This is a genomic window from Roseateles sp. (assembly GCF_965262435.1).
In the GTDB taxonomy this organism is placed as follows: Bacteria; Pseudomonadota; Gammaproteobacteria; order Burkholderiales; family Burkholderiaceae_C; genus Paucibacter_A.
The window spans coordinates 2,183,898-2,210,807 of record NZ_OZ253537.1 but is presented as its reverse complement, the minus strand read 5'-3'; the positions used below and the strand labels follow the sequence as shown (position 1 = coordinate 2,210,807).

Genomic DNA, 26,910 nt, shown 5'->3' with positions numbered 1-26,910 from the left:
TGAGCCCGAACAGGCTCGCACCTTCATCGCAACTCTGCGGCCTCGAGCCGTCCGGGGGATGTCTCCATGCAGCTTCTGAAGAACCTGACCATTGCCGGCAAGCTGCGCGCTGCCTTCGGCCTGCTGGCCGGCTTGCTTGTCCTGCTGGCCTTGTTCGGCTACCGGCAAGTGCACCAGGTCCAAATGGACTCTTCCGAGATCAGCCACAACTGGTTGCCCTCGGTGCGCTATGCCTCGGCTTTGAACGGGGACTTGAGTGAGTTCCGCATCGGCGTGCTGCTGCGCGTGAACGCCAGCACCCCGGAACAGATCAGCGCCGCCGAGAGTGCCATGAGCCATGCGCAGGACGAGCTCAAGAAAGACGCATCCCAGTACGAGAAGCTGATCAGCAGTGCAGAAGAGCGCAAGCTCTACGAGCAGTTCACGGCGCAATGGAGCAGCTACCAAGCCCTGGCGAAAGAAGCACTGGCCACGGCCGCTGCCGGCAATGCCGATGAGGCGCGCAAGCAGCTGGGCGGCGGTGCTCGCCAGGCCTTTGAGGGCGCCCGCAGCAGCGCTGAAAAAATCGTGGCGCTCAATGTCAAGGGCGCCGACGACGCGGCTTTGGACGCCGACGAAGTTTACAAATCAGCGTTGACCGGTTTGGCCATCGTCTCGGTGCTGGCCCTGGTGGCGGCCGCCATGATGGCCACGGCCCTGATCCGTGGCATCACCGCCCCGCTGAGCCTGGCCGTGCAGGCCGCCGACCGCGTCGCCAGCGGTGACCTGAGTCAGGCCATCCACAGCGATTCGCAGGACGAAACCGGCCAGTTGCTCAGCGCCCTGTCCCGCATGCAAACCAGTCTGATGGGCACCGTCAGCGATGTGCGCGACGGCGCCGAATCGGTGGCCACCGCCAGCGCCCAGATCGCCCAAGGCAATGCCGATCTGTCCTCGCGCACCGAGGAACAGGCTTCGTCGCTGGAAGAAACCTCGGCCACCATGGAGGAGCTGAACGCCACCGTTCGCCAGAACGCCGACAACGCCGCCCAGGCCAACCAGCTGGCGCAAAGCGCCGCCCAGGTGGCCCGCGATGGCGGCCAGGTGGTGGGCGAGGTGGTGGAGACCATGCGCGGCATTGAAGGCAGCTCCAAGCGCATCTCGGACATCATCAGCGTCATCGACGGCATTGCTTTCCAGACCAATATCCTGGCCCTGAACGCTGCCGTGGAAGCCGCCCGTGCGGGCGAGCAAGGGCGCGGCTTTGCGGTCGTCGCCAGCGAAGTGCGCAACCTCGCCCAGCGCAGCGCCGACGCCGCCAAGGAAATCAAGAGCCTGATCAATGACTCGGTCGAGCGCGTGCAGACCGGCACCCAGCTGGTGGACCGCGCCGGCCAGACCATCCAGGACATCGTCGGTTCGGTGCAGCGCCTGGCCGACATCGTCGGCGAGATCAGCAGCGCCAGCCGCGAGCAAAGTTCGGGCATCAGCCAGGTCGGCGAGGCCGTCACCCAGTTGGACCGCGCCACCCAGCAGAACGCGGCCCTGGTGGAAGAAAGCGCGGCGGCCAGCGAGAGCTTGCGCAACCAGGCCCAGGTCCTGCTCGGCGCCGTGGCGAGCTTCAAGCTCGCGCACCATGGCGCCCACAAAACAGCGCTGTCGCCCCAGCGCAGCCCGATCAAATCCACCCACCAACACAAGCCGGCCAGCGCCCCCAAGCCGCCGGCCGCCAGGCCAGCGCCGGCCGCACGAAAGGCGCCGGCCCCCTCACCCGTAGCCCCCCGACCAGCGGCTGCAGCACCCGCGCCGGCCGACGACGGCGGCTGGGACACCTTCTAAGCGTTCATACAGCGAGTTGGCCGCGTGCGCCCCGCTGGAGTTCGCTCCAGCGCCCGCGCTCGCACCAAGGCCGCGCTGCGCGCGCATTCCCGGTCATCGCAGCCCCACGCCGCCTTCGCAAGAGGGCGCTGTCCCGGGCGGTGACTTGCGCTTTTGACAGGCCCCGGCGGCAACGCCGGGGCCTTTTTTGCTGGGCTGATTTCGGCACAAAGCAGCCTCCATGTTCTCCCTCGTGAGGCCCTGCAGTTCGGGCCGCCGCCGGGCTCATGGTTCCGGGGTCGGCCCTGGCGGGCCGACTGCCTTGCGCTGCTCGCGCCTCGGGGCTGGCGCATAACTCTCTTCACTCACTGCGTTCGTTCCGTTCAAACAGACGCGCCAAGTCAGAGCTTGAAGCGCGCGGTTACGCGCGCGCCCCGAGCCGCTGCGCTGCTCAGCCCTTCACAAATCGCCCAGCGGCGGCCCGAACTGCAGGGCGCTTGCATCGCGATCGATGTGCCCCTCGACGGTGGAACACGCCACACTCGGAGGTGGCTCGGCCCGACAGCGGGCGATTTGTGCGCGGCCGAGAGCGCAGCGGAGCGGCTCAGGCGCGCGCCGAAGCTTGCTTCAAGCGCGCTTCAAGCACTGACTCGGCGCCACTGTTTGACCACAGTGAGCGCAGCGAACGGAGGGAGTTTGGCGCCGCTGAGCCGCGCAGTGAGCACCGAGGGGAGTCGGCTCGCAGAGCCGACCCGCGTACCATGAGCACGGCGGCGGGCCGAGTCACCGCAGCGCGGAAACCCGGACACCGAACTTCCGCTATGCGCCGATTCCTGACCTCCGAAGCCACCGACCTCAAGCCGCCAGCAAGGTCTCCAGGCACTGCTCGCGCAGGCCGTAGAAGCGCTTGATCTCGGCGATCTGGGCCTGCAGCTCGGCGCGGCGGGCTGCACTCAGGGGCTGGCTGCGTTTGACGGCCAGGATCATCTTGTTCTTGCTGGTGTGCTCCAGGGCCACGAACTCGAAGACCTGGGTGTCGTAGCCCTCGGCCTCCAGCAAGAGCGCACGCAGACCGTCGGTGACCATCTCGGCTTCCTGGCCCAGATGGATGCCGTGCTGCAGCAGCGGGCGCAGCTGAGCTGGCATCTGCATCTGCGGGCGGATCTGCTTGTGGCAGCAAGGCGAGCACATGATGACGCGGGCACCGGTGCGCAGGCCGAAATGGATGGCGTGATCGGTGGCGATGTCACAGGCATGCAAGGCGATCATGACGTCCAGACGCAGCGGTGTGTAGCTGCGCACATCACCATGGTCGAAACGCAGGCCGGCCATGGCATGGCGCTGCGCCGCTTCATTGCACAGACGCACCATGTCCTCGCGCAGCTCGACGCCGGTGACATGGGCCTGCTTGCCCTGGCTGTGCAGCCAGTCGTGCATGGCGAAGGTCAGATAGCCCTTGCCCGAGCCGAAATCAGCGACATGGACGTCGGCGCTCTCGGCTAGGCCTGAGTTCTTGAGCGCGGCAGCGAAGATCTCGATGAATTTGTTGATCTGCTTCCATTTGCGCGACATGGCCGGCACCAGCTGCGCCTCGCCTCGCACCAGGTGGCTCAGTCCCAGGTCCAGCCAAAACGGGCGGCCCAGCTCCAGATAACGCTGCTTTTCCTTGTCATGGCCGGCTTCGGCCGCCACCGGCACCGCGGCCGGCGTGGCCCGCCCCATGCGCAAGCTGGGCCGGCCTTTGCGGCTGAACACCAGCTGCACCTCCTCGCCCTGGGTCTGCAGATGGGCGCTGTGGAACTGCGCACCCATCAGCGTGGCCAGCAGTTCCAGGCCCTCGGCCAGGGGCAGGTTCTTGGTGATGTCGCGGGTCTGATAGCGCCACAAGAGGCTGAGCTGGCGCTCGCCACGCAGCAGCACTTCGCGCACCATCAGGCGCTCCAGCTGCGCCTCCTCGCCGACATACTTGCTCAGCAGCAGCTTGACGAAGCTGCCATTGGCCAGAGCCGTCGCCAGCAGGCGCTGGAAACGGACGCTGGCATCGGCCTGGGCGGCCGGCGGAGCGGCATCGGGGATCAAGTGGGTGAACATGGCGCAGCTTTGGGCAAATGCCGATTTTCCCCCATCGCGCGCCTCACTAAGATCCGCCCATGGGACTTCCGCTGACATTGCCCCGCTTTCTCGCTGCTTTGGCCCTGCTGGCCAGCGCCCCGGCGTTCGCCGCGGACACGGCGCCCGTCTTGCGCAACAGCCTGGGCCAGCCCTACGTCCTGATCCCCGCCGGCGAGTTCGTCATGGGCCGCCAGGAAAGCGCTGAGGCCTTGGCCGAGGCTTACCCCACGCTTGAGCGCGGGCGCTTTGACAAGCTGCAGGACGAAACGCCGGCCCACCGCGTGCGCATCAGCAAGGCCTTCTGGCTGGGCCAGCATGAGGTGACGGTGGGCGAATTCCGGCGTTTCTTGCAGGCCTCCGGCCATGTGCCGGAATCGCTGGCCGACGGCACCGGCGCCTACGGCTACAACCCGAACTACGACCCGGCCAGCAGCACGCGTGGCGACGCTTTCGAAGGCCGGCTGCCGCGCTACTCCTGGCAGAACCCCGGCTTCAAGCAGAGTGACGAGCACCCCGTGGTCAACGTGACTTGGTTTGACGCCGTCGCCATGGCCGCCTGGCTCAGCAAGACCGAGGGCCGGCGCTACCGCCTGCCCAGCGAGGCTGAGTGGGAGTATGCGGCGCGCGCCGGCAGCAGCAGCCGCTACCACTCGGGGGATGCGCCCGAGTCCCTGCTCAAGGTCGCCAACGTGTTTGACGCCGATTGCGCGCCGCTGTGGCCGCAATGGCAGGCGCAGGCCCTGCGCGGTCGTGACGGCCATGCCTTCACCGCCCCGGTGGGCAGCTTCGCCCCGAATGCCTGGGGCCTGCACGATATGCACGGCAATGCCTGGGAATGGGTGGCCGACTGGCATGGCGAGGACTACTACGCGAACTCGCCGAGCGTGGACCCCCAAGGCCCGGCCACCGGCGATGTTCGGGTGCGCCGGGGCGGATCCTGGCACACCTGGCCGCTCTATGCCCGCAGCGCTTTTCGCAACTGGAACGCGCCCGACACACGCTATGTCCTGCTTGGCTTCCGCCTGCTGCGCGAGGCCGACTGAAAAGAAAGCCCGGAGCCTCCAGGCGCCACAATGCAGGCCTTTGCGACTCTTACTCCCGCCATGAGCCTGCCCGCCCTGCAACATGACACCGGCCCCGATCCGCAGACCACCGTGATCGTTCTGCACGGTCTGGGCGCCGACGGCCATGATTTCGAACCCGTTTGCCAGGAGCTGGACCTGCGCGCTCTGGGCGCCGTGCGCTTCATCTTGCCCCATGCACCCGAACAGCCGGTCACCATCAATGGCGGCTATGTGATGCGCGCCTGGTACGACATCCGCCAGGTCGATCTGCAGCGCCAGGAAGACGCTGCCGGCGTGCGCGCCTCGGGCGCGGCCATCGCCGCCTTGATCGATGCCGAGCGCGCCCGCGGCGTGCCGGCCGGGCGCATCGTGCTGATGGGTTTCTCGCAGGGCTGCGCCATGGCGCTGTTCACCGGCCTGCGCTACCCCGAGCGCCTGGGCGGCATCGTCGCCCTGTCCGGCTACCAGCCCCTGGCCGACAGCCTGGAGGCCGAGCGCTCGGACGCCAACCGCCTGGCACCTGTCTTCATGGCCCATGGTCGGCTCGACCCGGTGGTGGTTCCGGCACGCGGCGAAGCGGCACGCGATCAGCTGCGCGCCCTGGGGCAGGCGGTCGAATGGCGCGACTACCGCATGGAACACTCGGTCAGCCCCGAGGAACTGCGAGACCTGAACGCCTGGCTGCTGAAGACACTCGGCTGAGCGGCTGCGAGCGTCGTTTGCGGGGCTTTTCCGGGCTTTCAATGCGCCACAGGTGACAGCCACTGGGGCACAGTCCAACTTGAGACCCTGCGCTTCGCACGCTCCGCCTTCCCGGGGAGCAGCGTGAGCGCTGCAAGACCTGACCCCACGCAGCCCGCATAGCCGTTCATCCCGCACACACCCGACCGACACGCCATGGATCGATTGGTCGAGCAACTGGTGGCCTGGCACAACAGCCACCCGCTCGCGAAACGCATCAATATCTACGACGTCCACACCATCGGCGTCGTCGCCCTGCCCTTCATGCGCAGCGGCAGCGCAGCCGCGCCCGCGTCGGCCGGCAACTCCGGCCCGGGTTCGGCACGCAAGAGCGCTCGCGGGCGCCCGCAGGAGCCGATCGAACCGGTCTTGACCGACGAGATCTCGCCCGAAAGCCTGGCGGCCTGGGGCGAGGAATCGACCATCGCCGCCAACAGCAATGCCGCCGAGCTCGACGCTCTGGCTGATCAGGAGCTCTGGCACCGCAGCACCTGGCCCGAGCGCATCAAGCGCGGTTTGCGGGGCATGCGCGCCCCCGGCAAGCGCAAGTCCCGCAGCGGCCCGCCGCCGGGCGCCGACACCTGGCCCGCCTTCACCGAACGCTTCATCGCCGGCCTGACGCCCGAGCGCATCGCCCGCTTCGCCCAACGCTTCGGCTACTCCGAACAGCCCGGCGACGGCAGCTGGCCGCAACGGGTGGTGCCCATCGACGAGCAGATGATGGGCGAAAGCCCGGCCGGCGGTGCCTGGCCGTTTGAGCTCTATCTCGTCAGCGCCGCCATCGACGCCGGGCGCTCGCGCAGCCGCGTGCTGATCGGCCAGGGCCACCCCAAGCCCGAGATCATCGGCCGGCGCTGCCTGAGCCCGATCAAGGTCGGCCTGGCTGCCCTGCTGCCCCTGGGTGTGCTGCTGATGTGCGTGGCCCTGCTGATGCTGCCCAGCCGCAAGGCGGTCAAGGACGCTGAGCAAGCGGCAGCCACCGCAGCCAGCGCAGCGATGTCCGCCGCGTCCTCATCGGCGAGCGCTGCAGCTGAAGCTGCCACATCGGTCGCGCCCGAGACCGGCGCCACGGCCGCCTCGGCAGCGACCGAGCCCGCTACCGCCGCCTCGCAAACAGCCGAGAACAGCAGCACCGAGGCCGTAGCCACACCGGCCAACCCCGCCCTGCCCACGCCGCTGGACCTGCGCGAGGCCGCCGCGGCCACGGCCGCCAGCATCGCCGCCGCTCAGCAGGCCGCACTGGACAAAGCCGCCGGCAAGGACGGTGGCAAGGGCAGCCCCGAAACCAGCGACAGCGCTGCCAGCGAGCCGCAGCCCGACATCCGGCCGCAACTGGTCAAGCCCATCCCGCGCAAGAACGCCCGGCCCATGTTGGCCGATGCGCCAGCGCCCGGCAGCGAAACCAGCGCAGACAAGGCCGACGACAAATCCAGCCCCGCCAAGCCGGCCGACCCGGTGGCCGATTTGATGAATGGCCCCAAACCCTCGCCCGTCACGGCTGGCCGCATCACCAGCCGCGACGGTGAGCGCCCCAGCTTGCACAGCGCCGTGGAGGCACCGGCCGGCACCAGCGGCGGTAGCGACAAACGCGGCGGCGCTCGTGAAGATGTGGCGGGCGGCAACCCAACAAGCAACAGCAGCAGCAGCAGCAGTAGCCGCGCGAACAGCGGCCGCAGCAGCAACAACAACAAAGCCGCCGTGGTCGCCCTGGTCGGCCCCGTCAGCGCCAACAAGGCCGAGGCCGAAGCGACACTGGAGCGCATGAAGGTGGCGATTTCCGCCAACAAGGGCGGCGCCACTCAAGCCCAGGTCTTCCAGACCCCCGAAGGCTGGCGCCCGGCCGTCTGGCCATTCGCCAGCCGCGAAGAAGCACAGCTGATCAACGCCACCCTGATCGCACGCGGGCTGCGGACGCGGGCCGTGGATTTCTGAGGCGCTCGCAAGGCTCAAGCCCATGAACCGGGCCGAGCTGCCCGACAGGCCCGTAGCACCAAGGCCATCAACGAGCGCTTGCCCGGGGATCTGGTCCACACGAGTTCAAGCCGCAGGTCGGCGTGTCAAACTCGACGCGCCGAACTTGAGCTCTCTCAGCAGTGCGCCATGCCGCACTCAGCGTGCGAACACCCAGAAGCGCTTACCAGTGGCCGACAAATCGGCGCCACCCGTTTGAACAATGCCGACATGGCGATCTGCCGCGCTGTGAAACAGCGCCAGGCCGTAGGACTGCTGGCCACTGATCGTTGGCAGGCTCAGGTTGCTCTTGCTCAGCAAGAGAACAGGATCGATCAAGGCATAGCTGCTCTGCAAGCCAGCACTGTCCCAGGACGACCAAGTGCCCTTCAAGGCCAAAAGCTCAGTGTCATCGCTGGAAGCCGAGACACTGCGCATCGAATTGCTCTCGCCGATGCGGCCCCCCATGTCGATCCGACCCGCAAACCGCAGGTCCGAGGTGCGCGCAGCCAGACCTTGGCGATCAAATACCAGCGACTGAGCGCTGTTGAAGGCAATCGGGTAGTCCGCGTTGTAATCCCCGTGATAAGGCCAATCCCCCGAACCGAGCACCACCGAAGCGTCGGCGGGCGACACCTTCAAATACGTGAGCTTGGAAGGCGAAAGCCCCCCCGACACCGTGAATGCCGTGCTGAGCTTGTCGGCAAAAATCCCCTGCTGCGTACTGCCCCAGAACGTGCCTGCCGCGTAGGCGACCGACAAGGGCCGCGTTTCACCCGTGCGGGCGTTGATCAGGCCTGGGACACCGCTCCATTGATCGCCACCAAACAGCAGCGCATCGCCGCTGTTCATGACCATTGCCTGGCTGCGCACGCTGAGGGTGTTACTAGAGCGAATTCGACTGCCACTGGCCACATCAAACAAATCGATCACCGAGCCGTACAGCACCAACGCAAGCCGTCCATCCGGGCTCAAGGTCAGCCCGGTGGGGGCGGCCAGCAGAGGAACCGAACGCATCACGCCCGAGAACGGATCGACAAAGGTCAGCACGTTCGGCGATGCGCTGATCAGGACCACCTGGTCCAGTCCTTTGCTGTAGCGAATGTCCAGCGGCTTGAAGCCCAGCTCCGTGGTCCGAGACGCTGAAGAGAGCACCCGCACCGTGAAACTGGCCGAACTCCTCAAGATGCCATCACTGACGACGACCGAGGCGAGATAGCTTCCGGGCAGGTCAGGTGTGAAGGCCAACTGAGCCAAGCTGTCATCGGCGATGGTGGCCGAGGAGCCGACCGGGCGAGAATCCAGGGTCCAACGGTAGGTCAAGCTACGGTTCTGTGGGCTGTAGCTGAAACCTGCGTTGGCCGTCACCGTGTCACCCACCATCGCAGTCCAACTGTTGTGGTCGTAAACGACAACCGGTGGCGCATCGCCCACGCGGACCGTCACCTGCCGATCGGAATAGGCTCCTTGGGTGTCAGTGACACGCAAAAGCACCGCGTAGTCACCGTCAAGGTCGAAGGTGATGGAGGTGTCGACGGCCGAGCTGGTGCTCAGTCGCGCAGCGCTGCCGCTCGGTGCGCTGGTCAGGGTCCAGCTGTAGGTCAACACATCGTTGTCAGCATCAAAGCTGGCGCCGCCACGCAGCGTCATCGTGGCGCCGCTTTGGACTCGCGCGCTGCCATAGGAGATCGCCGAAACCGGCGTCGTGTTGACACTCGCATGGGCCTCAGGGGGCAGGTTGAGCACACTCAGGGTGTAGACCGAGTCACCCCAGGCGCCCCGGACATCTTGCATGCGAACTTTGAGGCGATAGGTCCCGAGCACATCGGGTGTGTACTGGTGGCGCGTCCCGGAACCGCTGAGCTGAGCGCGGCTGGAGGCCGGCCGTTCAAGGATTTCCCAGGCCGTGGTCACCGGGCTGCCATCGGCGACGCGCACGGTCGAGGTGTCCAAGGTGAATACGGAGCCCAGTGAAGCCGCGATGGCAGGCTGGTTGACACTGCTGCCACTGAAACTGCTGTTGACCAAGATGCTGGCCGTGGCGGGCGCCATGTAGCGAACATGGATGGGCACCAAGGATTCAGAATACGCGCCGCGCCGATCTTCCACGTGGGCCAGGAGCTTGTAGAGCCCCAGCTGATCCGGACGGAATTGCATCCTGGGGTCTGTGCCGGAGAGAGCCGCCGTACTGCCTGCTGGGCGCTCCACCACCGTCCAGGTGGTACGCACAGAACTGCCGTCACTTGCCTGCAGGCTCGAGGTGTCGAGCAGGAAATTGGTGCCGAGGGTGGTGTCAATCGTAGCTTGCTCCACCGGACTCGCGGTGAAGTTGGGCGCCACGACCATGGTCGCAGTCGAGGGCGGGGCAAAGACCATCCGCAAGGTGTAGAGCGCGTCCGAAAAATTGCCGTACGCATCCCGAACCCGTGCACGCAGGATGTAATGCCCCATCAGATCGGGGCTGAACTGCTGGCGCGAGCCACTGCCTTGCAGCTTGGCCAGGCTGCCAACCGGCTGCTGCTCCAAAGACCAGTTGGTCGTGACAGCACTACCGTCAGCGGCTTTCAGCTGAGAGCTGTCCAAGGTAAAGACGCTGCCGACCGTGGCGTCGATGGGCGCAATCTGTGCCGGGGCGGCCGCTCCGGTGTAGACCGCCGAAACCACGATGTTCGCTACCGGCGGCGCCTCAGCAATCAAGAGATCCAAGGTCTTGTTGACGCTTTGGCCACCACTGCTGCTGACCGTCAAAGTGACTTGATACTTGCCGGGCACATCGGGCGTGAAGGCCGCAACCTTCTGGTTGAGGCCGTTGAGACTCGCTTTGCTGCCAGCAGGCATCTGACTGAGCACCCAGGCGTAGCTCTGGATCGAGCCGGATGCGGCGGTGCTGGACGAAGCGTCGAACGTGATCAAGCCGTTGACGCCGCCGCGCATGCTTCCATCGCCATCGGCATTGACCCCCGCAGCGCTGATACGAGCCACGGGGGCCTCTGCGGGACTGACCACCGCCGCACCGGTTGGAGAGCCGCCACCACCACCGCCGCCACAGGCGGCCAATGAAAACACCAGCAACAAAGGCGCCCAACGGCGCACTGGCAGCCACTTCAACATGAAAACTCCCTCACTGGTATTGGTTTGAGCCAGCCGCCCGCGCGAAAGTCGCTGCCGTACACAGCGACTCGTCCACTTTCAAATCTGGAAAAACCAGACGAAACGCACCAGCCAACCTATTTTTTCCGGCCGAACTGTAACCAAATTCACGATCTGAGGCGCTCAGGGTTTTGCTGGGGGCGTTCGCGCAAGTTCGCTACATTGGAGGGCACGATCTATTTGCAGCAATTCACCCGCACTCCTATCCAGATGAACTCTCACAACATGTCCCTGCCCCCCCTCCTCATCACCAAACGCCTGCCCGGCGGCCAAGGCCTGGCACCGGCCCTGCTCAAGCGGGCCGCTGTTCTCAAGCTGGACGAAGCGCAGAGCCACCAACATGAGTTGGAGGTCGCAGATGAACAGGGCCAGGCGCTGAAGATTCAGCTGCCAGCCGGCACCCATCTTCATGCCGGTGACGTTTTGGTGGCCGAGGATGGCTCGCTGCGCGTGGTCGATGCGCCGGCCCATGCCAGTTGCGGGTCTCATGACCATGGCCACGACCATGGGCACGAGCATCACCACCATGATCACGGCCACGGCCCGTGCAACCATCCCTCACACGCCACAGGCAAGCCGGTTGGCATCCCCGTCCAAGCCGCGCCGGTGCCCCATGTGCACGCCCCCGGCTGCAAGCACTGATTGACCAACGCGCTCTGAATGGAAAAAGCCCGGCATGCCGGGCTTTTGTGTCTTCTATGCGCGGGGTGGGCCGCGCCATGCTCAGGAGCGGTAATCGGCGTTGATGGTCACGTAGTCGTGACTGAGATCGCAGGTCCAAACGGTGCTGTGGGCTGCGCCGCGGTGCAGGTTCACGCGCACGGTGATCTCGCTTTGCTTCATCACGCGCTGGCCGTCTTCCTCGCGGTAGTCGGGGTGGCGGCCACCCTTGGTGACCACATGGACATCGTCCAGATGCATCTCGATCAAGGTCTGGTCCAGGTCGGCAATGCCGGCATAGCCCACGGCCGCCAGGATGCGGCCCAGGTTCGGGTCGCTGGCGAAGAAGGCCGTCTTGACCAGCGGTGAGTGGGCAATGGCATAGGCCGCCAGCTTGCATTCGGCTTCGTCGCGGCCGCCTTCGATCTGCACGCTGATGAACTTGGTCGCGCCCTCACCATCACGCACGATGGCCTGCGCCAGCTGCTGCGACACCGCAATCACAGCATCCCGCAAGGCCTGACCCTCGGCACTGTGCAGCGATTCGATGCGCTCGTGCTGGGCCTTGTGGGTGGCGATCAGCACAAAGGAATCGTTGGTCGAGGTGTCGCCGTCGATGGTGATGCGGTTGAAGGAAGCATCAGCCGCTTCCGTCACCAAGGTCTGCAACAGGCCCGGGTTGATGTGCGCGTCGGTAGCGACATAGCCGAGCATGGTGGCCATATTCGGACGGATCATGCCCGCGCCCTTGCTGATGCCGGTGATGGTGACGGTCTGGCCCTGGATCTGGATCTGGCGCGAGGCCGCCTTGGGCAAGGTGTCGGTGGTCATGATGCCCAGGGCGGCTTCACCCCACGCGTCATCGCGCAAGGCGGCAATGGCCTTCGGCAGGCCGGCGACGATGCGCTCCACCGGCAGCACTTCCATGATCACACCGGTCGAAAACGGCAGGATCTGGCTGGCTTGCACGCCCATCAGCTCGGCCAGGGCCGTACAGCTCTGGCGCGCCCGGGCCAGGCCGTCCTCGCCAGTGCCGGCATTGGCATTGCCGGTGTTGACCAGGATGGCACGGATACCGGCTCCCTCGACCTGCCCGGCCAGATGCTCGCGGCAGACCTGCACCGGCGCGGCGCAGAAGCGGTTCTTGGTGAACACGCCGGCCACGCTGGCACCTTCGTCGAGGGCGATGACGCTGAGGTCGCGCCGATCGGCCTTGCGGATGCCGGCCATGGTCACGCCCAGGCGGACGCCGGGAACGGGGTGCAGGCTGGCGGGATCGGGGGCGGTGAGATTGACGGGCATGGCGGGCACGGGCAGTGGCTGGAAATGTGCTCGAATTGTAGGGCGCAGCCCCGTTCATGAACTTGACGGCTTCTTGACAGAGCCACCCGCCAACTGGGCATGTTCTTGATGGCAGCCCTTCTAAATTGAAGGCCTCGCAACCAAAGGTCGGCCCGCTGCCGACCCAGACCATGGACACGGTCGCCATCCTTCAGCACGAAGCCAGCCAAGGCCCCGGCTATCTGCTCAGTTATCTGCACAGCCAGGGCATCGCCTGCGAAGTCATCCAGGCTGCACAGGGCCAGACCCTGCCCCGCTGGATCAGCGACTACAGTGGTCTGGTCGTGCTGGGTAGCAACCACAGCGTCAACGAGGAGCTGCCCTGGATCGCGGCCGAGCTGGAGCTGGTGCGACAGGCCGTGGCGCTGGACGTGCCGGTGCTGGGCCACTGCTTCGGCGGCCAGTTGCTGGCACGCGCCCTGGGCGCTCGGGTGCACCGCAATGCCTGGCCGAACATCGGCTGGAGCCGGCTCTGGGTGACGCCCGCTGGCCGCGACCTCTTTGCCGGCCAGCGCCAGGCGACGATGTTCAACTGGCACCACGACACCTTCGAAATACCCAGCGGCGCGCAGCGCATCCTGTTCGGCAGCCACTGCCTGAACAAGGGCTTCGCCCTGGGCAAGCACCTGGGCCTGCAATCGCATCTGGAAGTGACCGAGGACAGCGTGCGCGCCTGGTGCCGCGAGTCACGTGACGAGATCGCTCACAGCCTGGCCCTGGGCCATGGCCGCACCGTGCAGAGCGAAGCCGAGATGCTGCGCGAACTGCCGGCTCGCACGGCCGAGCTGCACCGCTTGGCGCGGGGCGTCTACCGCCACTGGGTGCAGGGCCTGCGCCGGCCGCAGCAAGTGCATCTGCACGGCGGTTGGTGAGGCTGGGTTAGGACGACTGAACCCAAGACGACCACAGAGCCACGGAGACACAGAGGTAAGAGAGAGATTCAGAAGGAGAACCCTCTATAGCTCAATGTTTCCCTTCAAGTTCGCAGTTTCTTCACTATCCATGGCCATCAGTCGCTGAGCCTTGCGCTCAGAGTTTGAGAATTTCCGTAGCGAGCGGCTGTCAGGCTAGGCGGACGGAGCGCAGGAACCGGAACGTACTTCCTGTACGCGAGGATTCCGAGCACCGGACCAACGACGCATGGCAGTCGCGCAGTAGAAAATTCACAAACTCTCAGGCCACGAGACGGTAGCCCACGGCCGTTTCGGTCAGCAGATACTGCGGCGCCGCCGGCACGGCCTCCAGCTTCTGGCGCAGATTGCCCATATAGACGCGCAGGTAGTGGTTGTCTTCGACATGGCTCGGGCCCCAGACCGCCTTGAGCATCTGGCGGTGCGTGAGCACCTTGCCAGCATGCGCGATCAGATGCGTCAGCAGGCGGTATTCGAGCGGGGTCAGGTGCACCGCCACACCGGAGCGCAGCACGCGGCGCTGGGCCAGGTCCACCTCGACCTCGCCGAAGCGAAACACGGTCTGGGCCAGCTCGTCGGCGCTGCCGCGCGCGGCCGCCTGGCTGCGCCTTTGGGCCACCCGCACGCGTGCCATCAGCTCACCGACGCCAAAGGGCTTGCTCAGATAGTCGTCCGCGCCGGCATCGAGTGCCGCAATCTTGTCGGCCTCGGCCGTTCGGGCCGAGAGCACGATCACCGGCACGCCGGACCAGGCGCGCAGATCACGCAGGTAGTTGAGCCCGTCGTCATCGGGCAGGCCCAGATCAAGGATGACCAGATCGGGCCGGCGCGTGCCGGCGTCGACTAGGCCCTGGCGCACCGTGCTGGTTTCATGCACCTGCCAACCCTCGGCCTCCAGGGCCAGGCGCACAAAGCGCCGGATGCTGGCTTCGTCCTCGACGATCAGGGCCACCGGATGCGGATCATTCATGCCGTTCAACTCCAAACCTCAAACCCAAGAACTTGGACATCACCATTCACCCACTCACCCGTTCACCGCCTTCGCCCTCAAGCTCCGGCAAGGTCGGCGGCTCACCCAGCGGCAGGCTGATGACAAAGCTGGCGCCGCCGCCGGGCAGATTCTCGGCATGGATCTCGCCGCCATGGGCTTGCACGATGGCGCGGCAGATCGCCAGACCCAGGCCCACGCCCGGCGTGCTGCTCTCGCGCTCGCCACGGCTGAATTTGGCGAACAACTGCTCCTCGCGACCGGGCGGCAAACCCGGGCCGTTGTCCGAGACACGCAGCTTCAGCTGGCCCCCCGCCGGCGCCGGTTCGGCCGAAATGCTCAAGGTGCTGCCGCAGGGCGTGTACTTGAGCGCGTTCTCGAGCAAATTGCCCAGCACCCGCTCCATCAGCGCGGCATCCAGATGCAGCAATGGCAGCCCCGGCGGAATCTGCAGATGCAGCTGATGGCTGGACAGAGCCGGCTGCAAGGACTGCAGCGCCGTGCCGACCACTTCCTCGATCGGCTGCCATTGCCGGTTCAGGCGCACCGCACCGCTTTGCAGGCGCGCCATATCGAGCAGGTTGTTGACCATGGCGCTGATGCGCTGGGCCTGCTGCTGCAGGGCGGCGCTGAGCTCGCGCGCCTGGGACGGCAGCTCGGGCGTGCGGTCCAGGGTCTGGGCCAGGCCGTAGAGACCGGCCAGCGGCGTTCGCAGATCATGCGACAGGGCCGAGAGCAGGGAGTTGCGCAAGCGCTCGCCCTCGATGTGCACCAAGGCCTCCTGCGCCACCTCCACATAATGCACACGCTCCAGGGCCTGGCCAATGATGCGGGCATAGGTCTCCAGCTGGGCACGCAGCTCGGGCAGCATCAGGCTGCGGCTGCTCTTGGGCTTGAGGGCCAGCACGCCGCGGGTGCGCATGGGCGCTTGCAGGGGCAAGTAAAACCAGGCGCTGCCGGCCAGGGTGTCGGTGCTCAGACCGGCGGCCTGGCCATGGTCCAGGGCCCAGCGGGCGGTGCCGGCATCGGGCTGCTCACCGGCGGCCAAGCTGTCCTGACTGGGTGAGGGCTGCAGCGCGTCCTTGAGATCCAGCACATAGAGCAAGGCCTCGCCATGAACCTCTTCGGCCAAGGCAGCCTCGGCCACCTGCAGCACGGCCTCGGTCTGCAGTGCACCGGCCAGATCGCTGGTCAACTCGAACAGCGAACGCGAGCGCGCCTCGCGCTCCGTCGACAGCTGGGCCTGGTAGCGCAGGCCGGCCGTCAGCTGGCCGATGATGAGGCCCACGGCCAGCATGACGGCAAAGGTCAGCAGGTACTGCACATCGGAGACGGCAAAGCTGAGCCGGGGCTGGACAAAGAAGAAGTCGAACAGGCCAACGCTCACAAAGCTGGCCAGCACCGCCGGACCGCGACCTAGGCGCAGGGCCACCCCGACCACCGTCAGCAAGAACAGCATGACGATATTGGACTGGTCAAACGCCAGCTGCAGCGGCCAGCTGAGCAAGGCGGTTGCGGCACAGGCCAGCGCCGCCAGCCCATAGCGGCCGGCCAGACGCTGCCACTGCAGCTCGCGTTCCTCGTGTTCCTGAGCCAGTTGCTCGGACGCCTGGGTCCGGCGTGCCGGCTGCAGCGGCGCTGCGGCGACGGTGGTCAGGTCCAGCTCAGGGCCCTCTTCGGCCAGGCGCTGTTGCCAGGGCAGAGAACCCAGCCAGCGGCGCCAAGCGGGTGCAGGCTGGCTGCGGCCCAGCACCAGCTTGGACAGATTGTGTTCGCGCGCATAGGCCAGCAAAGCCGGGGTCAGATCTTGCGCGTTAAGCACTGCGGTCTGCGCGCCCAACTCATGGGCCAGGCGCACCACACGCAGGATGCGATCGCGCTGCGCATCGGGCAGGCGGCGCAGCGCCGGCGTTTCCACATAGACCGCATGCCAGGAGACATTGAGCTGCTGGGCCAGCTGCGTCGCGCTGCGCAGCACGCTTTCGGCCGCCGGGCTGGGGCCTATAGCGCAAAGAATGGCGGCCTCGGTCTTCCAGACCTGGGCGACGCGCTGATTGCTGCGCCAGGCCTGCACATCGTCCTCCACCCGGTCGGCGGTGCGGCGCAGGGCCAGCTCGCGCAAGGCCATCAAGTTGCCCTTGCGGAAGAAGTTCTGAGCGGCGCGCTGGGCATGCGGGACCCCGTCGGCGCCGGGCCGCCCCAAGCCGGCGACGCCCCCTCGGGGGGTGGGCGAGCCTGCTCGCCCTGGGGGCTCGACATAGACCTTGCCCGCTGCGAGCCGCGCGAGCAATTCGTCGGCCGGGGTGTCCACCATCACCACCTCGTCGGCGCGGTCGAAGAAGGTGTCGGGCAGGGTCTCCTGCACCCGCACGCCGGTGATGCCACCGACCACATCGTTGAGGCTCTCCAGGTGCTGGACGTTCAGCGTCGAGTAGACATTGATGCCGCGCGACAGCAGCTCCTCGACATCCTGCCAGCGCTTGGGGTGGCGCGAGCCGGGCGCATTGGCATGGGCCAGCTCGTCGACCAGCACCAGGGCCGGGCGGCGTTCCAGCACGCCGTCGAGGTCGAACTCCGGCAGCTTGCGGCCGCGGTACTCGAGCTCGCGCAGCGGCAGCACGGGCAGGCCGTCGAGCAAGGCCTGGGTCTCGCTGCGGCCATGGGTGACGACCACACCGGCCAGCACATCGAGGCCGTCCGCCTGCAGCTTGCGCGCCGCCTGCAGCATGGCAAAGGTCTTGCCGACGCCGGCCGAAGAGCCGAAGTAGATACGCAGCCGGCCCCGCTGCTCCGCAGTCTCCTGCTCGCGGATCTGGGCCAGCAGCTCGTCGGGGTCGGGGCGCTTTTCAATGCTCATGGTCGAGATTCTCAGGCCAGGCCGAACAAACGCAGGACGAGAGCAACAGTGCAGGCGCTCATGAACATCAGCTCAGACTCCATGCGCATCCAGCGCCAGATTGAGCTTGAGCACATGGACGCGCGGCTCGCCGAGCACCTGCAGGTCGCGCGCCGTGGTGTTGGCCTCGATCAGGCGCAGCACTTCTTTCATCGGCAGCTGGCGCTCACGCGCGATGCGCGGCGCCTGGTAGCGAGCGGCGGCCATGCTGATGTGCGGGTCCAGGCCGCTGGCCGAGGCGGTGACAAGATCGGCCGGCACGGCCTGCGTGTTGCCCGGGTCGGCCGCGCGCAGGGCAGCCACGCGGGCAGCCACAGCCTCGGTCAGGGCCGGGTTCAGCGGGCCCTGGTTGGAGCCCGAGGAACCGCCGGCATTGTTGGCCATGGGCGCGGTGGCCGAGGGCCGACCCCAGAAGTACTGGGGCGAGCTGAAGTTCTGGCCGATCAGCTCGGAGCCGATGACTTCACCGGCCTTGTTGCGGAGCAGGGAACCGGCCGCCTGGTCCGGAAACAGCGGCTTGCTGAGGCCGGTGACGACCAGGGGGTAGATCAGACCGGTGACGGCGCTGAGCAGCACAAAGCTGACCAGGGCGGGACGAAGTTGCTTGAGCATCATGATGGGAGTCCTTCGCGTTTCTTCGAATCAGACCAGGCGCAGGCCGACCAGAATCAGGTCGATGGCCTTGATGCCGATGAAGGGCACGATCAGGCCGCCAAGGCCGTAGATCGCGAGATTGCGGCGCAGCAGCGCGGCCGCACCGATGGCGCGGTAGGGCACGCCGCGCAGGGCCAGGGGGATCAGCGCGATGATGATCAGCGCGTTGAAGATCACCGCCGACAAGATGGCCGAGGACGGGCTGTGCAAGCCCATCACATTGAGCGCCGTCAGCTGCGGATAGACGCCCACAAACATGGCCGGGATGATGGCGAAGTACTTGGCCACATCGTTGGCGATGGAGAAGGTCGTGAGCGAGCCACGCGTCATCAAGAGCTGCTTGCCGGTCTCGACGATCTCCAGCAGCTTGGTGGGGTTGGAATCCAGGTCCACCATATTGCCGGCTTCCTTGGCCGCCTGCGTGCCGGTGTTCATGGCCACGGCCACATCGGCCTGGGCCAGGGCTGGCGCGTCGTTGGTGCCGTCGCCGGTCATGGCCACCAGGCGGCCTTCGCCCTGGTAGTCGCGGATCAGCTGCAGTTTGGCTTCGGGCGTGGCCTCGGCCAGGAAGTCATCGACGCCGGCCTCGGCCGCGATGGCCGCCGCGGTCAGCTTGTTGTCGCCGGTGATCATCACCGTCTTGATGCCCATGCGGCGCAGCTCGGCAAAGCGTTCCTTGATGCCGCCTTTGACGATGTCCTTGAGCTCCACGGCGCCCAGGGCGCGAGCGCCTGTCATCGGCGCCGGGCCGCCCCAAGCCGATGACGCATCCCCGTGGGGGGTCGGCGACGTACCCGGCGCCGGGGGGCTCCATTCCGCCACCACCAGCGGCGTGCTGCCGCGACGGGCGATGTCGTCGATCGCAGCGCTAAGCTCCTTGGGGAAGCTGCCGCCCAGGCTCTCGACATAACGGCGAATCGCATCGCCGGCCCCCTTACGGATCTCCCGGCCACCGGCCAGGTCGACACCGCTCATGCGGGTCTGGGCCGTGAAAGGCACGAACTGGGCGTCCAGCGTGCCCATCTCGCGCTCACGCAGATTGAAGCGGGTCCTGGCCAGCACGACGATGCTGCGGCCTTCGGGTGTTTCATCGGCCAGCGAGGACAGCTGGGCGGCGTCGGCCAGCTGCAACTCCGTCACGCCTGGCGCTGGCAGCATGCTTGCTGCCTGCCGATTCCCCAGGGTGATCGTGCCGGTCTTGTCCAGCATCAGCACATCGACGTCACCGGCGGCTTCGACCGCGCGGCCCGAGGTGGCGATCACATTGGCCTGCATCATGCGGCTCATGCCGGCCACGCCGATGGCCGAGAGCAAGCCGCCGATGGTGGTCGGGATCAGGCAGACCAACAGGGCCACCAGGGCGGTGATGGACACCACGGTGCCCGTGCCTGCCGCCGAGACGCTGAACATCGAGAAGGGCAGCAAGGTCACCGTGACCACCAGGAAGACCAGGGTCAGGGCCACCAGCAGAATCGTCAGCGCGATCTCGTTGGGGGTCTTCTGGCGGCGCGCGCCTTCGACCATGGAGATCATGCGGTCCAGGAAGGACTCGCCCGGGTTGACCGAGATGCGCACCACCAGCCAGTCGGACAGCACGCGGGTGCCGCCGGTGACGGAGGAGAAGTCGCCGCCCGACTCACGGATCACCGGTGCCGATTCGCCGGTGATGGCGCTCTCGTCCACCGAGGCCACGCCTTCGATCACCTCGCCGTCCAGCGGGATCAAGTCGCCGGCTTCGACCAGCACCACATGGTCACGGCGCAGTTCATCCGATTGCACGGGGTGCCAGCTGGAGCCATGAACAGGCTGAGCGAGCTTCTTCGCCCAGGTCTTGCTCTTGAGCCCGCGCAGCGAAGCCGCCTGAGCCTTGGAGCGGCCTTCGGCCATGGCCTCGGCGAAGTTGGCGAAGATGACGGTGAACCACAGCCACAGCGAAACGGCCAGGATGAAGCCCGAGCCTTCGGTGCCGGCGATCGTGGCATCGCCAAGGCTCATCAGCCACAGCGCCGTGGTCAGCAGCGAGCCGATGTACACCACGAACATGACCGGATTGCGCCATTGCACGCGTGGGTCCAGCTTGACGAAGGACTGCGCGAGGGCCGGCTTGACCAGCTTGGGTTCGAGCAGCGAAAACGAACTGCTTTGTTGATTGCTTTGGGTAGTCATTGCTTTCTTTCCCTCACAGCTTCCAGAGCACCAGGTGCTCGACGATGGGGCCGAGGGCCAGGGATGGAACGTAGTTGAGCAAGCCCACCAGGAGCACGGTGCCGATCAGCAGGCCGACAAACAGAGGGCCGTGGGTGACCAGGGTGCCGCCGCTGACGGGGATGCGCTTTTTGGCGGCCAGGCTGCCGGCCAGGGCCAGCACTGGCACGATCACGCCGAAACGGCCCAGCCACATCACGACACCGAGCAAGGTGTTGTAGAACGGCGTGTTGGCGGACAGGCCGGCGAAAGCGCTGCCGTTGTTGTTGCCGGCCGAGGTCAGGGCATACAGGATTTCGGAGAAGCCATGGGCGCCCGGGTTGGCAATACCGGCCCGGCCGGCATCGGCCAGCACGGCCACCGCCGTACCGACCAGCACCACCATCGGTGTGACGAGGATGGCGATGGACACCATCTTCATCTCATAGGCCTCGATCTTCTTGCCCAGGTACTCGGGCGTGCGGCCGATCATCAGGCCGGCGATGAAGACGGCCAGGATGGCAAACACCAGCATGCCGTACAGGCCCGTGCCCACGCCGCCGAACACCACCTCGCCCAGCTGCATCATCACCAGGGGCACGAGGCCGCCGATCGGCGTCATCGAGTCGTGCATGCTGTTGACGGCGCCGCAGGAGGCCGCTGTGGTGATGACGGCAAACAGGCTGCTGGCATTGATGCCGAAGCGAGCCTCCTTGCCTTCCATATTGCCGCCGGACTGCAGGGCGCTGGCGCTCTGGTCCACGCCAAGGGAAGTCAGCGCCGGGTTGCCGGACTGTTCAGCGCCGGTGGCAACGATGACGCCGGCGATGAAGAGCACGCTCATGGCCGCCAGGATCGCGACACCTTGGCGCGAATCGCCGACCATTCGGCCGAAGCTGAAGCACAGGGCGGCTGGGATCAGGAAGATCGCCAGCATCTGCAGCAAATTGGACAGCGGCGTCGGGTTCTCGAAGGGGTGGGCCGAGTTGGCGTTGAAGAAGCCACCGCCATTGGTGCCCAGCATCTTGATGGCCAGCTGCGAGGCAACCGGGCCCATGGCCAGGGTCTGGCTCTGGCTGCTGACGGTCTCGCTCAGCGGCTTGCCTTCGGCGTCGAGCAGAGGCTGACCCTCGCTGCCCAGCTTGGGCACCGAGTAACTCTGCGCTTCCACGGTCTTGGCGTCCTGGTAGGCATCAAAGTTCTGGATCACGCCCTGGCCAACCATGAAGACGGCCAGCAGCAGGGCCAGCGGCAGCAGCACCCACAAGGTGATGCGGGTCAGGTCGGCCCAGAAATTGCCGACCGTGCCGGCGAGCTGGCCCGCGAAACCGCGGATCAGCGCGAACACCACGGCAATGCCGGTGGCGGCCGAGACGAAGTTCTGCACCGTCAGCGCCAGCATCTGGGTCAGATAGCTCATGGTGGACTCGCCGCCATAGCCCTGCCAGTTGGTGTTGGTGACGAAGCTGATCGCGGTGTTGAAGGCCGAGTCCGGCGTGATGGCGCCGAAGGCTTGCGGGTTTAGCGGCAGCAGGTCCTGGAAACGCTGCAGGCCATAGACGGCCAGCACACCGATGAAGTTGAACAGCAGCAGGGCCAGCGCGTACTGCTTCCAGTGCATGCCGCTTTGCGCGTCGACACCGGCCAGGCGATAGAACGGGCGCTCGCAGAGCTGCATCCAGCGCGGCAGTTGACCGCCAGCCACCGCCGTCAGCCAGCGCGACAGCGGCCAGGCCGCGAGCAGCAGCAAGCCCATGAACAGGGCCAGATTGATCCAAGCCAAGGCGTCCATGTCAGAACTCCTCGGCACGCAGCAAGGCGTACAGCAGGTAGGCGAACAGGCCGGCCGCAGCCAAGCCACTCAGCCAGTACAAGGCGCTCATGACTTGTCACCTGCCAGCTTGTGGCTGGCCAAGGCAAGACCCACGGCCAGGCCAAACAAGGCCAGGCTCAAACCCAGAAAAATCCCGTCCATTGCATTCAACTCACTGGAATGTTGCGATGCAGCAAGCTTAAAAACGGACGCCTCAGGCCGGCGTAGAAGCTGGGGGGATGGGTATCAAGAAGGTGTAAAGATCGGCACTCACCGTGCGGCGGCTTGCGGCGGCGCGGGCCCGCGATGGAGGCTGAGCTTTGTACTTGACAGCTCGCCTGGCACCTCACTTTTAATACCAAAAATAATAAAGATCGGCGATTCTGTATTCGAATGGTATAAAGCGATGTGGGACATTCGTCCTGACGCCTGTCTCGGGCGCCGGGAAGCAGCCACAGCGGTCGCATGGAGCGACCTTGACAAGCTTGCGTTGGATGCAATGACACCGCATTCCCGTGAGCGACACGATGGTCACGCGGGCCACTCCAGCCTGCAGTTTTTGATTGAACCAGATTACAAATCACGCCATACCCATGGGCCAGTTCGTCGTCTCGCCCACGACACACCGAACCGATTGCGGCCGTTTCCGAGCCTCGTTTTCGGTTCAGCGCACTCAAGACCAGGGCAAATCCAGCCCTGTGTACCGAGTCGACAAGACCTTTGCCTCGCGCGCAGGCGCACGGCTTTTTGCGGTCACCCAGGGCTGGCTGCAGGCCAGCATGAGTCACCCCCCTGATTGCTGAGATCTGTCTCCCACAGATCTATCCACATGCCACAGCCGCTGTGGACGCCATTTGTTCCCAGCCAGCACATCCTGACATCACGTCACGATCCATTCAGAAAGGCTCCACCATGAGCAGCAAAATCTACGTCGGCAACTTGCCCTATTCCGTCACCGATGCGAGCCTGAAAAGCAACTTTTCCGAGTTCGGCACCGTATCCTCCGCCCGAGTCATGATGGACCGGGAAACGGGCACCTCCAAGGGCTTCGGCTTCGTGGAGATGGCCTCTCCAGAGCTTGCCCAGGCCGCGATTTCGGCCTTGCACGGCATGAGCGTCGATGGCCGCTCGATTGTGGTGACGCTGGCGCGTCCGCGCGAAGACAAGGACAAGGCCGGCGACTACAGCGCGGCCGGGTACAAGGCAAGCAAACGCGCCGATGTCGGCTATGGCACCGGTGGTTTTGGCGGCGGTCGTTACTGATTCCAGCTCTAGCCCAAGAAAAGCCGGCTCCCTTGGAGCCGGCTTTTCTTTGCGTGTTCGCCGGCCTTGCGAAAGCAAAGGCCAGGACGGGTCTAGCAGTAAGAAGGGGAGACGATCCTCCCGGACCGGCTCCCCTTCATAAACCCAGAGCTACTGCCGCGAATCAGCGCATGCTCAATCCGCCGCGGGCCGCCTTGACCACGCCCTCGCCCATGGCCGCACCGAAGCGCTTGGCCAAGCGTTCGGCCACGTTCTCGCGTGGCGTGTAGTCGATCACTTCCTCGGCCTTGACCACCTCGCGGGCGACATAGTCAAGATTGCCGAATTCATCGGCCAGGCCCATCTTGACCGCCTGCTCACCGTTCCAGAACAAGCCCGAGAACATCTCCGGCGTTTCCTTCAAGCGCTTGCCTCGGCCTTCGCGCACCACGGCAATGAACTGCTGGTGGATCTGGTTCAGCATGGTCTGGGCGTAAGCCTGCTGCTTGGGCGAGACCGGGCTGTAGGGGTCCAACATGCCCTTGTTCTCGCCCGCGGTCAGCAAGCGGCGCTCAACGCCCAGCTTGCCCATCAGGCCGGTGAAGCCGAAGCCATCCATCAGCACGCCGATGGAGCCAACCATCGAGGCCTTGTCGACATAGATTTCATCGGCCGCCGCGGCAATGTAGTAAGCGCCCGAAGCGCACATTTCCTCGACCACGGCAAACACCTTTTTGTCGTGCAGGACCTTCAGGCGCTGGATCTCGTCATAGATGATGCCGGCCTGAACCGGGCTGCCACCGGGCGAGTTGATGCGCAGCACCACGGCTTGCGAACCCGGATCCTCGAAGGCTTCCTTCAAAGCCGAAAGAATCAGCTCCGCACTGGCCTCGGTATCGGCCGCGATCTCGCCGCGCACCTCGACCAAGGCGGTGTGCGGGGCATTGTTGCTGGGCCGGTGCAGATGCGTTGGATAAAAGAACAGCCAAGCCGCAAAAACCAGCAAGACCAACCACAGCATGCGAAAAAACATGCGCCAGCGACGTTCGCTACGCCGGTCGCGCAGGTATTCGCGAGCGAATTCAAGCAGCACCGGCTCGTAGGCAGAGGCCCCGGGCACGGCGGCTGCGCCTGCCGTGGCCGAGTTTGCAGCGGCAGCAGGTGCCGACGAGGGCGCTGCAGACACAGGCTGCACGCCTTCGATCAGCGGGTCCGCAATCGGCTGCGGCAGTTCATCGTGGCTACTCATGGGATCTCGCAAACAGGGTCGTTCGTTCTCAAAGCTCGGGGGCCGGGCCGCTCGTGTTCAGTCGGGCTGGGTGTCATCAAACACGGGTCGGGTGTCCCGGGAAGGATACCAATACACCTGACCCTCGCGCTCCTTGACCTCAATCTTGGTCAGGCCGCTGCGGCCGCACATGCCGGTCACGCAACGGCCACTCAAGGGGTCATACACAGCGCCGTGAATGGAGCACATGATGTATTGCTTGTCGCCGTCCAAGAACTCGCCCTCCTGCCAATCCATCTCTGTCGGCACATGGGCGCAGCGGTTCAGGTAGGCCACCACCTGACCCTCGAAACGCAGGGCGAAGGCGCGCGCCGGCTGGCGGTACTGCAACACATCAAAGGTGTGAGCGCGGCCGCGCTCCTGCAGCTCGTCGGAGCTGCACAGCGCTTGCGCAGGCGGGGATTTAGGCGATTCGGTCATGGCGGGCTCAGGCTCAACAAGGTTCAGGCATTCGCCAGCAGCCACTGCTGCAAATCGGCCACGTCGTGAGCGATATGCAGGGGCTTGAACTCGGCAAAACTGTGGTGATCATGCGCGCCGTAGCTGACGCCCACACTGGCACAGCCGGCATTCAGCGCCAGCTGCAGGTCATGGCTGGTGTCGCCGATCATCAGCGTGCGCTCGGGCTCAGCCCCAAACTCACGCATCAACTCCAGCAGCATTTGCGGGTGCGGCTTGCCTTGGGTCTGGTCGGCCGTGCGGCTGCCGTCAAACACCCGGTCCAGGCCTACTGCTTGCAAAGCTTCGTCCAAGCCACGCCGGCTCTTGCCGGTGGCGACCGTCAGCCAGTGATGGCGGGCCTTGAGGGCAGCCAGCATCTCGACCACGCCGGCAAACAGAATCACCTCATGCTGGGCTGCCAGGTAATGGTGACGAAAGCGCTCGCCCATCTCGGCAAAGCGCGCCTCGGGCAGCGCCGGCACGGCGTGGGCCATGGCGGCTTGCAAGCCCATGCCGATCACATAGCTGGCCTGCGCCTCGCTGGGCCGCGGCAGGCCCAAGTCCACTGCTGCGTTCTGGATGCTTCGCGTGATCAGCGCTGTGGAATCGAACAGGGTGCCGTCCCAATCGAAGGCAATCAGGTCGAATCGCTGCGGCCGAGTCATTTGGAGCCCTTGCTTGGCTGAAGGGCCGCGACCAGGCGCTGGCATTCCTCGGGCAGCGGCGCCAGCAGTTCGATCTCCTCGCCCTCGCGCGCCGGGTGCACAAAGCGCAGGCGCTGGGCATGAAGGAACATGCGCTCGAAGCGGTGCTCGCCACGCGCCAAGGCCCGGTTGGCTTCGAAATCGCCGTACTTGGGGTCGCCCACGATGGCATGGCCGCCATGAGCCAGGTGCACCCTAATCTGGTGCGTGCGCCCGGTCTTAATGGTCACGTCCAGCAGGCTGTAGCCATTCAAGGCCTGCGCCACCTTGACCAGGCTGATCGAGCGCTTGGCCTGCTCCGCCTGGGGATCATGCGAATTCGTCACAACCCTCACCCAACGCTCGCCGTCGCTGCCGACGAACTTGAGCAGCGGCACATCGATCACCTTCAAATTGGCCGGCCAGACCCCGGCCACCAGGGCAGCGTAGGTCTTGCCGGTCTCGCGTTCGCGGAACTGGTCCTGCAGCGCGACCAGGGCGCTGCGCTTCTTGGCGATCAGCAGCAGGCCCGAGGTTTCCCGGTCCAGGCGATGCACCAGCTCCAGGAACTTCGCCTGCGGCCGAGCCTGGCGCAGCTGCTCGATTACACCGAAGCTGACGCCGGAGCCGCCATGCACGGCCACACCGGCCGGCTTGTTGATGGCCAGGAGGTGGTCGTCTTCGTAAACCACCGGGAACTCGCGCGGCGGCACGTACTCGCCCGCGCCCTCTGCGGCCCGCTCGGGCAGGCGCACCGGCGGAATGCGCACCTCATCGCCCAGTTCCAGGCGCGTGTCGGCCTGCGCCCTGCCCTTGTTGACCCGCACCTCGCCGGCACGAATGACGCGGTAGACATGGGTCTTGGGCACGCCTTTGAGTTCGCGCAGCAAGAAGTTGTCCAAGCGCTGCCCTTCGGAGCCTTCGTCCACCAGGACGCGACGAACCTGGGCTGTTGCTGCCTCTGCGGGGGCCGAAGGCACAACCGGCGCTTGGGC

At 65.9% G+C, this 26,910-nt stretch carries 21 protein-coding genes; 8 read left to right on the top strand and 13 right to left on the bottom strand.

Going from position 1 to position 26,910, the window contains the following annotated elements:
* Positions 1–66: 66 nt before the first annotated feature.
* Positions 67–1,818, top strand: a complete 1,752-nt coding sequence (locus tag ACQY39_RS09575; protein WP_428505614.1) for a methyl-accepting chemotaxis protein — start codon at positions 67–69, stop codon at positions 1,816–1,818.
* Positions 1,819–2,652: 834 nt separating this feature from the next.
* Here the strand turns inward: ACQY39_RS09575 and ACQY39_RS09570 are convergent.
* On the bottom strand, positions 2,653–3,888 hold the full coding sequence (locus ACQY39_RS09570) for a class I SAM-dependent methyltransferase (protein ID WP_428505612.1): 1,236 nt from the start codon (positions 3,886–3,888) through the stop codon (positions 2,653–2,655).
* Positions 3,889–3,947: 59 nt separating this feature from the next.
* Between ACQY39_RS09570 and ACQY39_RS09565 the strand changes: the two genes are divergently transcribed.
* From ACQY39_RS09565 to ACQY39_RS09555, 3 genes are all read left to right on the top strand, one after another.
* Entirely contained in the window at positions 3,948–4,952 is a 1,005-nt protein-coding gene (locus ACQY39_RS09565) for a formylglycine-generating enzyme family protein (protein WP_428505610.1), read from the top strand.
* Between the two features lie 60 nt (positions 4,953–5,012).
* Positions 5,013–5,675: an alpha/beta hydrolase gene (locus tag ACQY39_RS09560; protein WP_428505608.1), complete on the top strand. Its 663-nt coding sequence runs from the start codon at positions 5,013–5,015 to the stop codon at positions 5,673–5,675.
* 195 nt (positions 5,676–5,870) lie between these two features.
* Positions 5,871–7,646, top strand: coding sequence for a hypothetical protein (locus ACQY39_RS09555; protein ID WP_428505606.1), 1,776 nt, complete (start codon positions 5,871–5,873; stop codon positions 7,644–7,646).
* Between the two features lie 177 nt (positions 7,647–7,823).
* On the opposite strand, the gene ACQY39_RS09550 is transcribed toward ACQY39_RS09555, so the two are convergent.
* The gene (locus tag ACQY39_RS09550) at positions 7,824–10,775 is read right to left on the bottom strand and encodes a PKD domain-containing protein (protein WP_428505604.1); all 2,952 of its coding nucleotides are present in this window, start codon (positions 10,773–10,775) and stop codon (positions 7,824–7,826) included.
* A gap of 264 nt (positions 10,776–11,039) precedes the next feature.
* On the opposite strand from ACQY39_RS09550, the gene ACQY39_RS09545 reads away from it, so the two are divergent.
* A complete protein-coding gene (locus ACQY39_RS09545; protein ID WP_428505602.1) occupies positions 11,040–11,456 on the top strand; it encodes a hypothetical protein in 417 nt (138 codons plus the stop codon).
* Between the two features lie 81 nt (positions 11,457–11,537).
* Here ACQY39_RS09545 and argJ read toward each other — a convergent pair whose 3' ends face one another.
* Positions 11,538–12,776 (bottom strand): bifunctional glutamate N-acetyltransferase/amino-acid acetyltransferase ArgJ, encoded by a 1,239-nt coding sequence (argJ, locus tag ACQY39_RS09540; RefSeq protein ID WP_263563684.1) that lies wholly within the window; start codon positions 12,774–12,776, stop codon positions 11,538–11,540.
* Positions 12,777–12,946: 170 nt separating this feature from the next.
* Here argJ and ACQY39_RS09535 point away from each other — a divergent pair, with 170 nt between their 5' ends.
* Entirely contained in the window at positions 12,947–13,687 is a 741-nt protein-coding gene (locus ACQY39_RS09535; protein ID WP_428505599.1) for a type 1 glutamine amidotransferase, read from the top strand.
* A gap of 301 nt (positions 13,688–13,988) precedes the next feature.
* On the opposite strand, the gene kdpE is transcribed toward ACQY39_RS09535, so the two are convergent.
* From kdpE to kdpF, 6 genes are all read right to left on the bottom strand, one after another.
* Complete coding sequence (gene kdpE, locus ACQY39_RS09530; RefSeq protein WP_428505597.1) at positions 13,989–14,696, bottom strand: two-component system response regulator KdpE; 708 nt, start codon at positions 14,694–14,696, stop codon at positions 13,989–13,991.
* Between the two features lie 46 nt (positions 14,697–14,742).
* Positions 14,743–17,571: a DUF4118 domain-containing protein gene (locus ACQY39_RS09525; RefSeq protein ID WP_428505595.1), complete on the bottom strand. Its 2,829-nt coding sequence runs from the start codon at positions 17,569–17,571 to the stop codon at positions 14,743–14,745.
* 72 nt (positions 17,572–17,643) lie between these two features.
* Positions 17,644–18,222, bottom strand: coding sequence for a potassium-transporting ATPase subunit KdpC (kdpC, locus tag ACQY39_RS09520; RefSeq protein WP_428510773.1), 579 nt, complete (start codon positions 18,220–18,222; stop codon positions 17,644–17,646).
* Positions 18,223–18,252: 30 nt separating this feature from the next.
* Positions 18,253–20,430: a potassium-transporting ATPase subunit KdpB gene (kdpB, locus tag ACQY39_RS09515; protein WP_428505593.1), complete on the bottom strand. Its 2,178-nt coding sequence runs from the start codon at positions 20,428–20,430 to the stop codon at positions 18,253–18,255.
* 13 nt (positions 20,431–20,443) lie between these two features.
* On the bottom strand, positions 20,444–22,240 hold the full coding sequence (kdpA, locus tag ACQY39_RS09510) for a potassium-transporting ATPase subunit KdpA (protein WP_428505591.1): 1,797 nt from the start codon (positions 22,238–22,240) through the stop codon (positions 20,444–20,446).
* A 1-nt stretch (position 22,241) separates the two neighbouring features.
* Positions 22,242–22,331 carry a K(+)-transporting ATPase subunit F gene (kdpF, locus tag ACQY39_RS09505; RefSeq protein WP_263520293.1) on the bottom strand — a complete coding sequence of 30 codons (90 nt, stop codon included), beginning with the start codon at positions 22,329–22,331 and terminating at the stop codon, positions 22,242–22,244.
* A 523-nt stretch (positions 22,332–22,854) separates the two neighbouring features.
* Between kdpF and ACQY39_RS09500 the strand changes: the two genes are divergently transcribed.
* Both ACQY39_RS09500 and ACQY39_RS09495 read left to right on the top strand, forming a co-directional pair.
* Positions 22,855–23,064 (top strand): hypothetical protein, encoded by a 210-nt coding sequence (locus ACQY39_RS09500; RefSeq protein ID WP_263520294.1) that lies wholly within the window; start codon positions 22,855–22,857, stop codon positions 23,062–23,064.
* A gap of 109 nt (positions 23,065–23,173) precedes the next feature.
* Positions 23,174–23,524 (top strand): RNA recognition motif domain-containing protein, encoded by a 351-nt coding sequence (locus ACQY39_RS09495; protein WP_428505588.1) that lies wholly within the window; start codon positions 23,174–23,176, stop codon positions 23,522–23,524.
* Positions 23,525–23,687: 163 nt separating this feature from the next.
* Here ACQY39_RS09495 and ACQY39_RS09490 read toward each other — a convergent pair whose 3' ends face one another.
* From ACQY39_RS09490 to ACQY39_RS09475, 4 genes are read right to left on the bottom strand one after another with little or no spacing between them, the layout of a single operon-like run.
* Positions 23,688–24,752, bottom strand: a complete 1,065-nt coding sequence (locus ACQY39_RS09490; protein ID WP_428505586.1) for a S49 family peptidase — start codon at positions 24,750–24,752, stop codon at positions 23,688–23,690.
* Positions 24,753–24,809: 57 nt separating this feature from the next.
* On the bottom strand, positions 24,810–25,211 hold the full coding sequence (locus ACQY39_RS09485; RefSeq protein ID WP_428505584.1) for a Rieske (2Fe-2S) protein: 402 nt from the start codon (positions 25,209–25,211) through the stop codon (positions 24,810–24,812).
* A gap of 23 nt (positions 25,212–25,234) precedes the next feature.
* Positions 25,235–25,897, bottom strand: a complete 663-nt coding sequence (locus tag ACQY39_RS09480; RefSeq protein ID WP_428505582.1) for an HAD family hydrolase — start codon at positions 25,895–25,897, stop codon at positions 25,235–25,237.
* The gene (locus ACQY39_RS09475) at positions 25,894–26,895 is read right to left on the bottom strand and encodes an RluA family pseudouridine synthase (RefSeq protein WP_428505580.1); all 1,002 of its coding nucleotides are present in this window, start codon (positions 26,893–26,895) and stop codon (positions 25,894–25,896) included. Before ACQY39_RS09475 ends, ACQY39_RS09480 begins: the two co-directional genes overlap by 4 nt.
* Between the last annotated feature and the right edge of the window lie 15 nt (positions 26,896–26,910).

Bases quoted from the DNA above. Each gene is read 5' to 3' on its own strand.
- ACQY39_RS09575 (WP_428505614.1), top strand. From the start codon at position 67: ATGCAGCTTCTGAAGAACCTGACCATTGCCGGCAAGCTGCGCGCTGCC.
- ACQY39_RS09570 (WP_428505612.1), bottom strand. From the start codon at position 3,888: ATGTTCACCCACTTGATCCCCGATGCCGCTCCGCCGGCCGCCCAGGCC.
- ACQY39_RS09565 (WP_428505610.1), top strand. From the start codon at position 3,948: ATGGGACTTCCGCTGACATTGCCCCGCTTTCTCGCTGCTTTGGCCCTG.
- ACQY39_RS09560 (WP_428505608.1), top strand. From the start codon at position 5,013: ATGAGCCTGCCCGCCCTGCAACATGACACCGGCCCCGATCCGCAGACC.
- ACQY39_RS09555 (WP_428505606.1), top strand. From the start codon at position 5,871: ATGGATCGATTGGTCGAGCAACTGGTGGCCTGGCACAACAGCCACCCG.
- ACQY39_RS09550 (WP_428505604.1), bottom strand. From the start codon at position 10,775: ATGTTGAAGTGGCTGCCAGTGCGCCGTTGGGCGCCTTTGTTGCTGGTG.
- ACQY39_RS09545 (WP_428505602.1), top strand. From the start codon at position 11,040: ATGTCCCTGCCCCCCCTCCTCATCACCAAACGCCTGCCCGGCGGCCAA.
- argJ (WP_263563684.1), bottom strand. From the start codon at position 12,776: ATGCCCGTCAATCTCACCGCCCCCGATCCCGCCAGCCTGCACCCCGTT.
- ACQY39_RS09535 (WP_428505599.1), top strand. From the start codon at position 12,947: ATGGACACGGTCGCCATCCTTCAGCACGAAGCCAGCCAAGGCCCCGGC.
- kdpE (WP_428505597.1), bottom strand. From the start codon at position 14,696: ATGAATGATCCGCATCCGGTGGCCCTGATCGTCGAGGACGAAGCCAGC.
- ACQY39_RS09525 (WP_428505595.1), bottom strand. From the start codon at position 17,571: ATGAGCATTGAAAAGCGCCCCGACCCCGACGAGCTGCTGGCCCAGATC.
- kdpC (WP_428510773.1), bottom strand. From the start codon at position 18,222: ATGCTCAAGCAACTTCGTCCCGCCCTGGTCAGCTTTGTGCTGCTCAGC.
- kdpB (WP_428505593.1), bottom strand. From the start codon at position 20,430: ATGACTACCCAAAGCAATCAACAAAGCAGTTCGTTTTCGCTGCTCGAA.
- kdpA (WP_428505591.1), bottom strand. From the start codon at position 22,240: ATGGACGCCTTGGCTTGGATCAATCTGGCCCTGTTCATGGGCTTGCTG.
- kdpF (WP_263520293.1), bottom strand. From the start codon at position 22,331: ATGAGCGCCTTGTACTGGCTGAGTGGCTTGGCTGCGGCCGGCCTGTTC.
- ACQY39_RS09500 (WP_263520294.1), top strand. From the start codon at position 22,855: ATGGGCCAGTTCGTCGTCTCGCCCACGACACACCGAACCGATTGCGGC.
- ACQY39_RS09495 (WP_428505588.1), top strand. From the start codon at position 23,174: ATGAGCAGCAAAATCTACGTCGGCAACTTGCCCTATTCCGTCACCGAT.
- ACQY39_RS09490 (WP_428505586.1), bottom strand. From the start codon at position 24,752: ATGAGTAGCCACGATGAACTGCCGCAGCCGATTGCGGACCCGCTGATC.
- ACQY39_RS09485 (WP_428505584.1), bottom strand. From the start codon at position 25,211: ATGACCGAATCGCCTAAATCCCCGCCTGCGCAAGCGCTGTGCAGCTCC.
- ACQY39_RS09480 (WP_428505582.1), bottom strand. From the start codon at position 25,897: ATGACTCGGCCGCAGCGATTCGACCTGATTGCCTTCGATTGGGACGGC.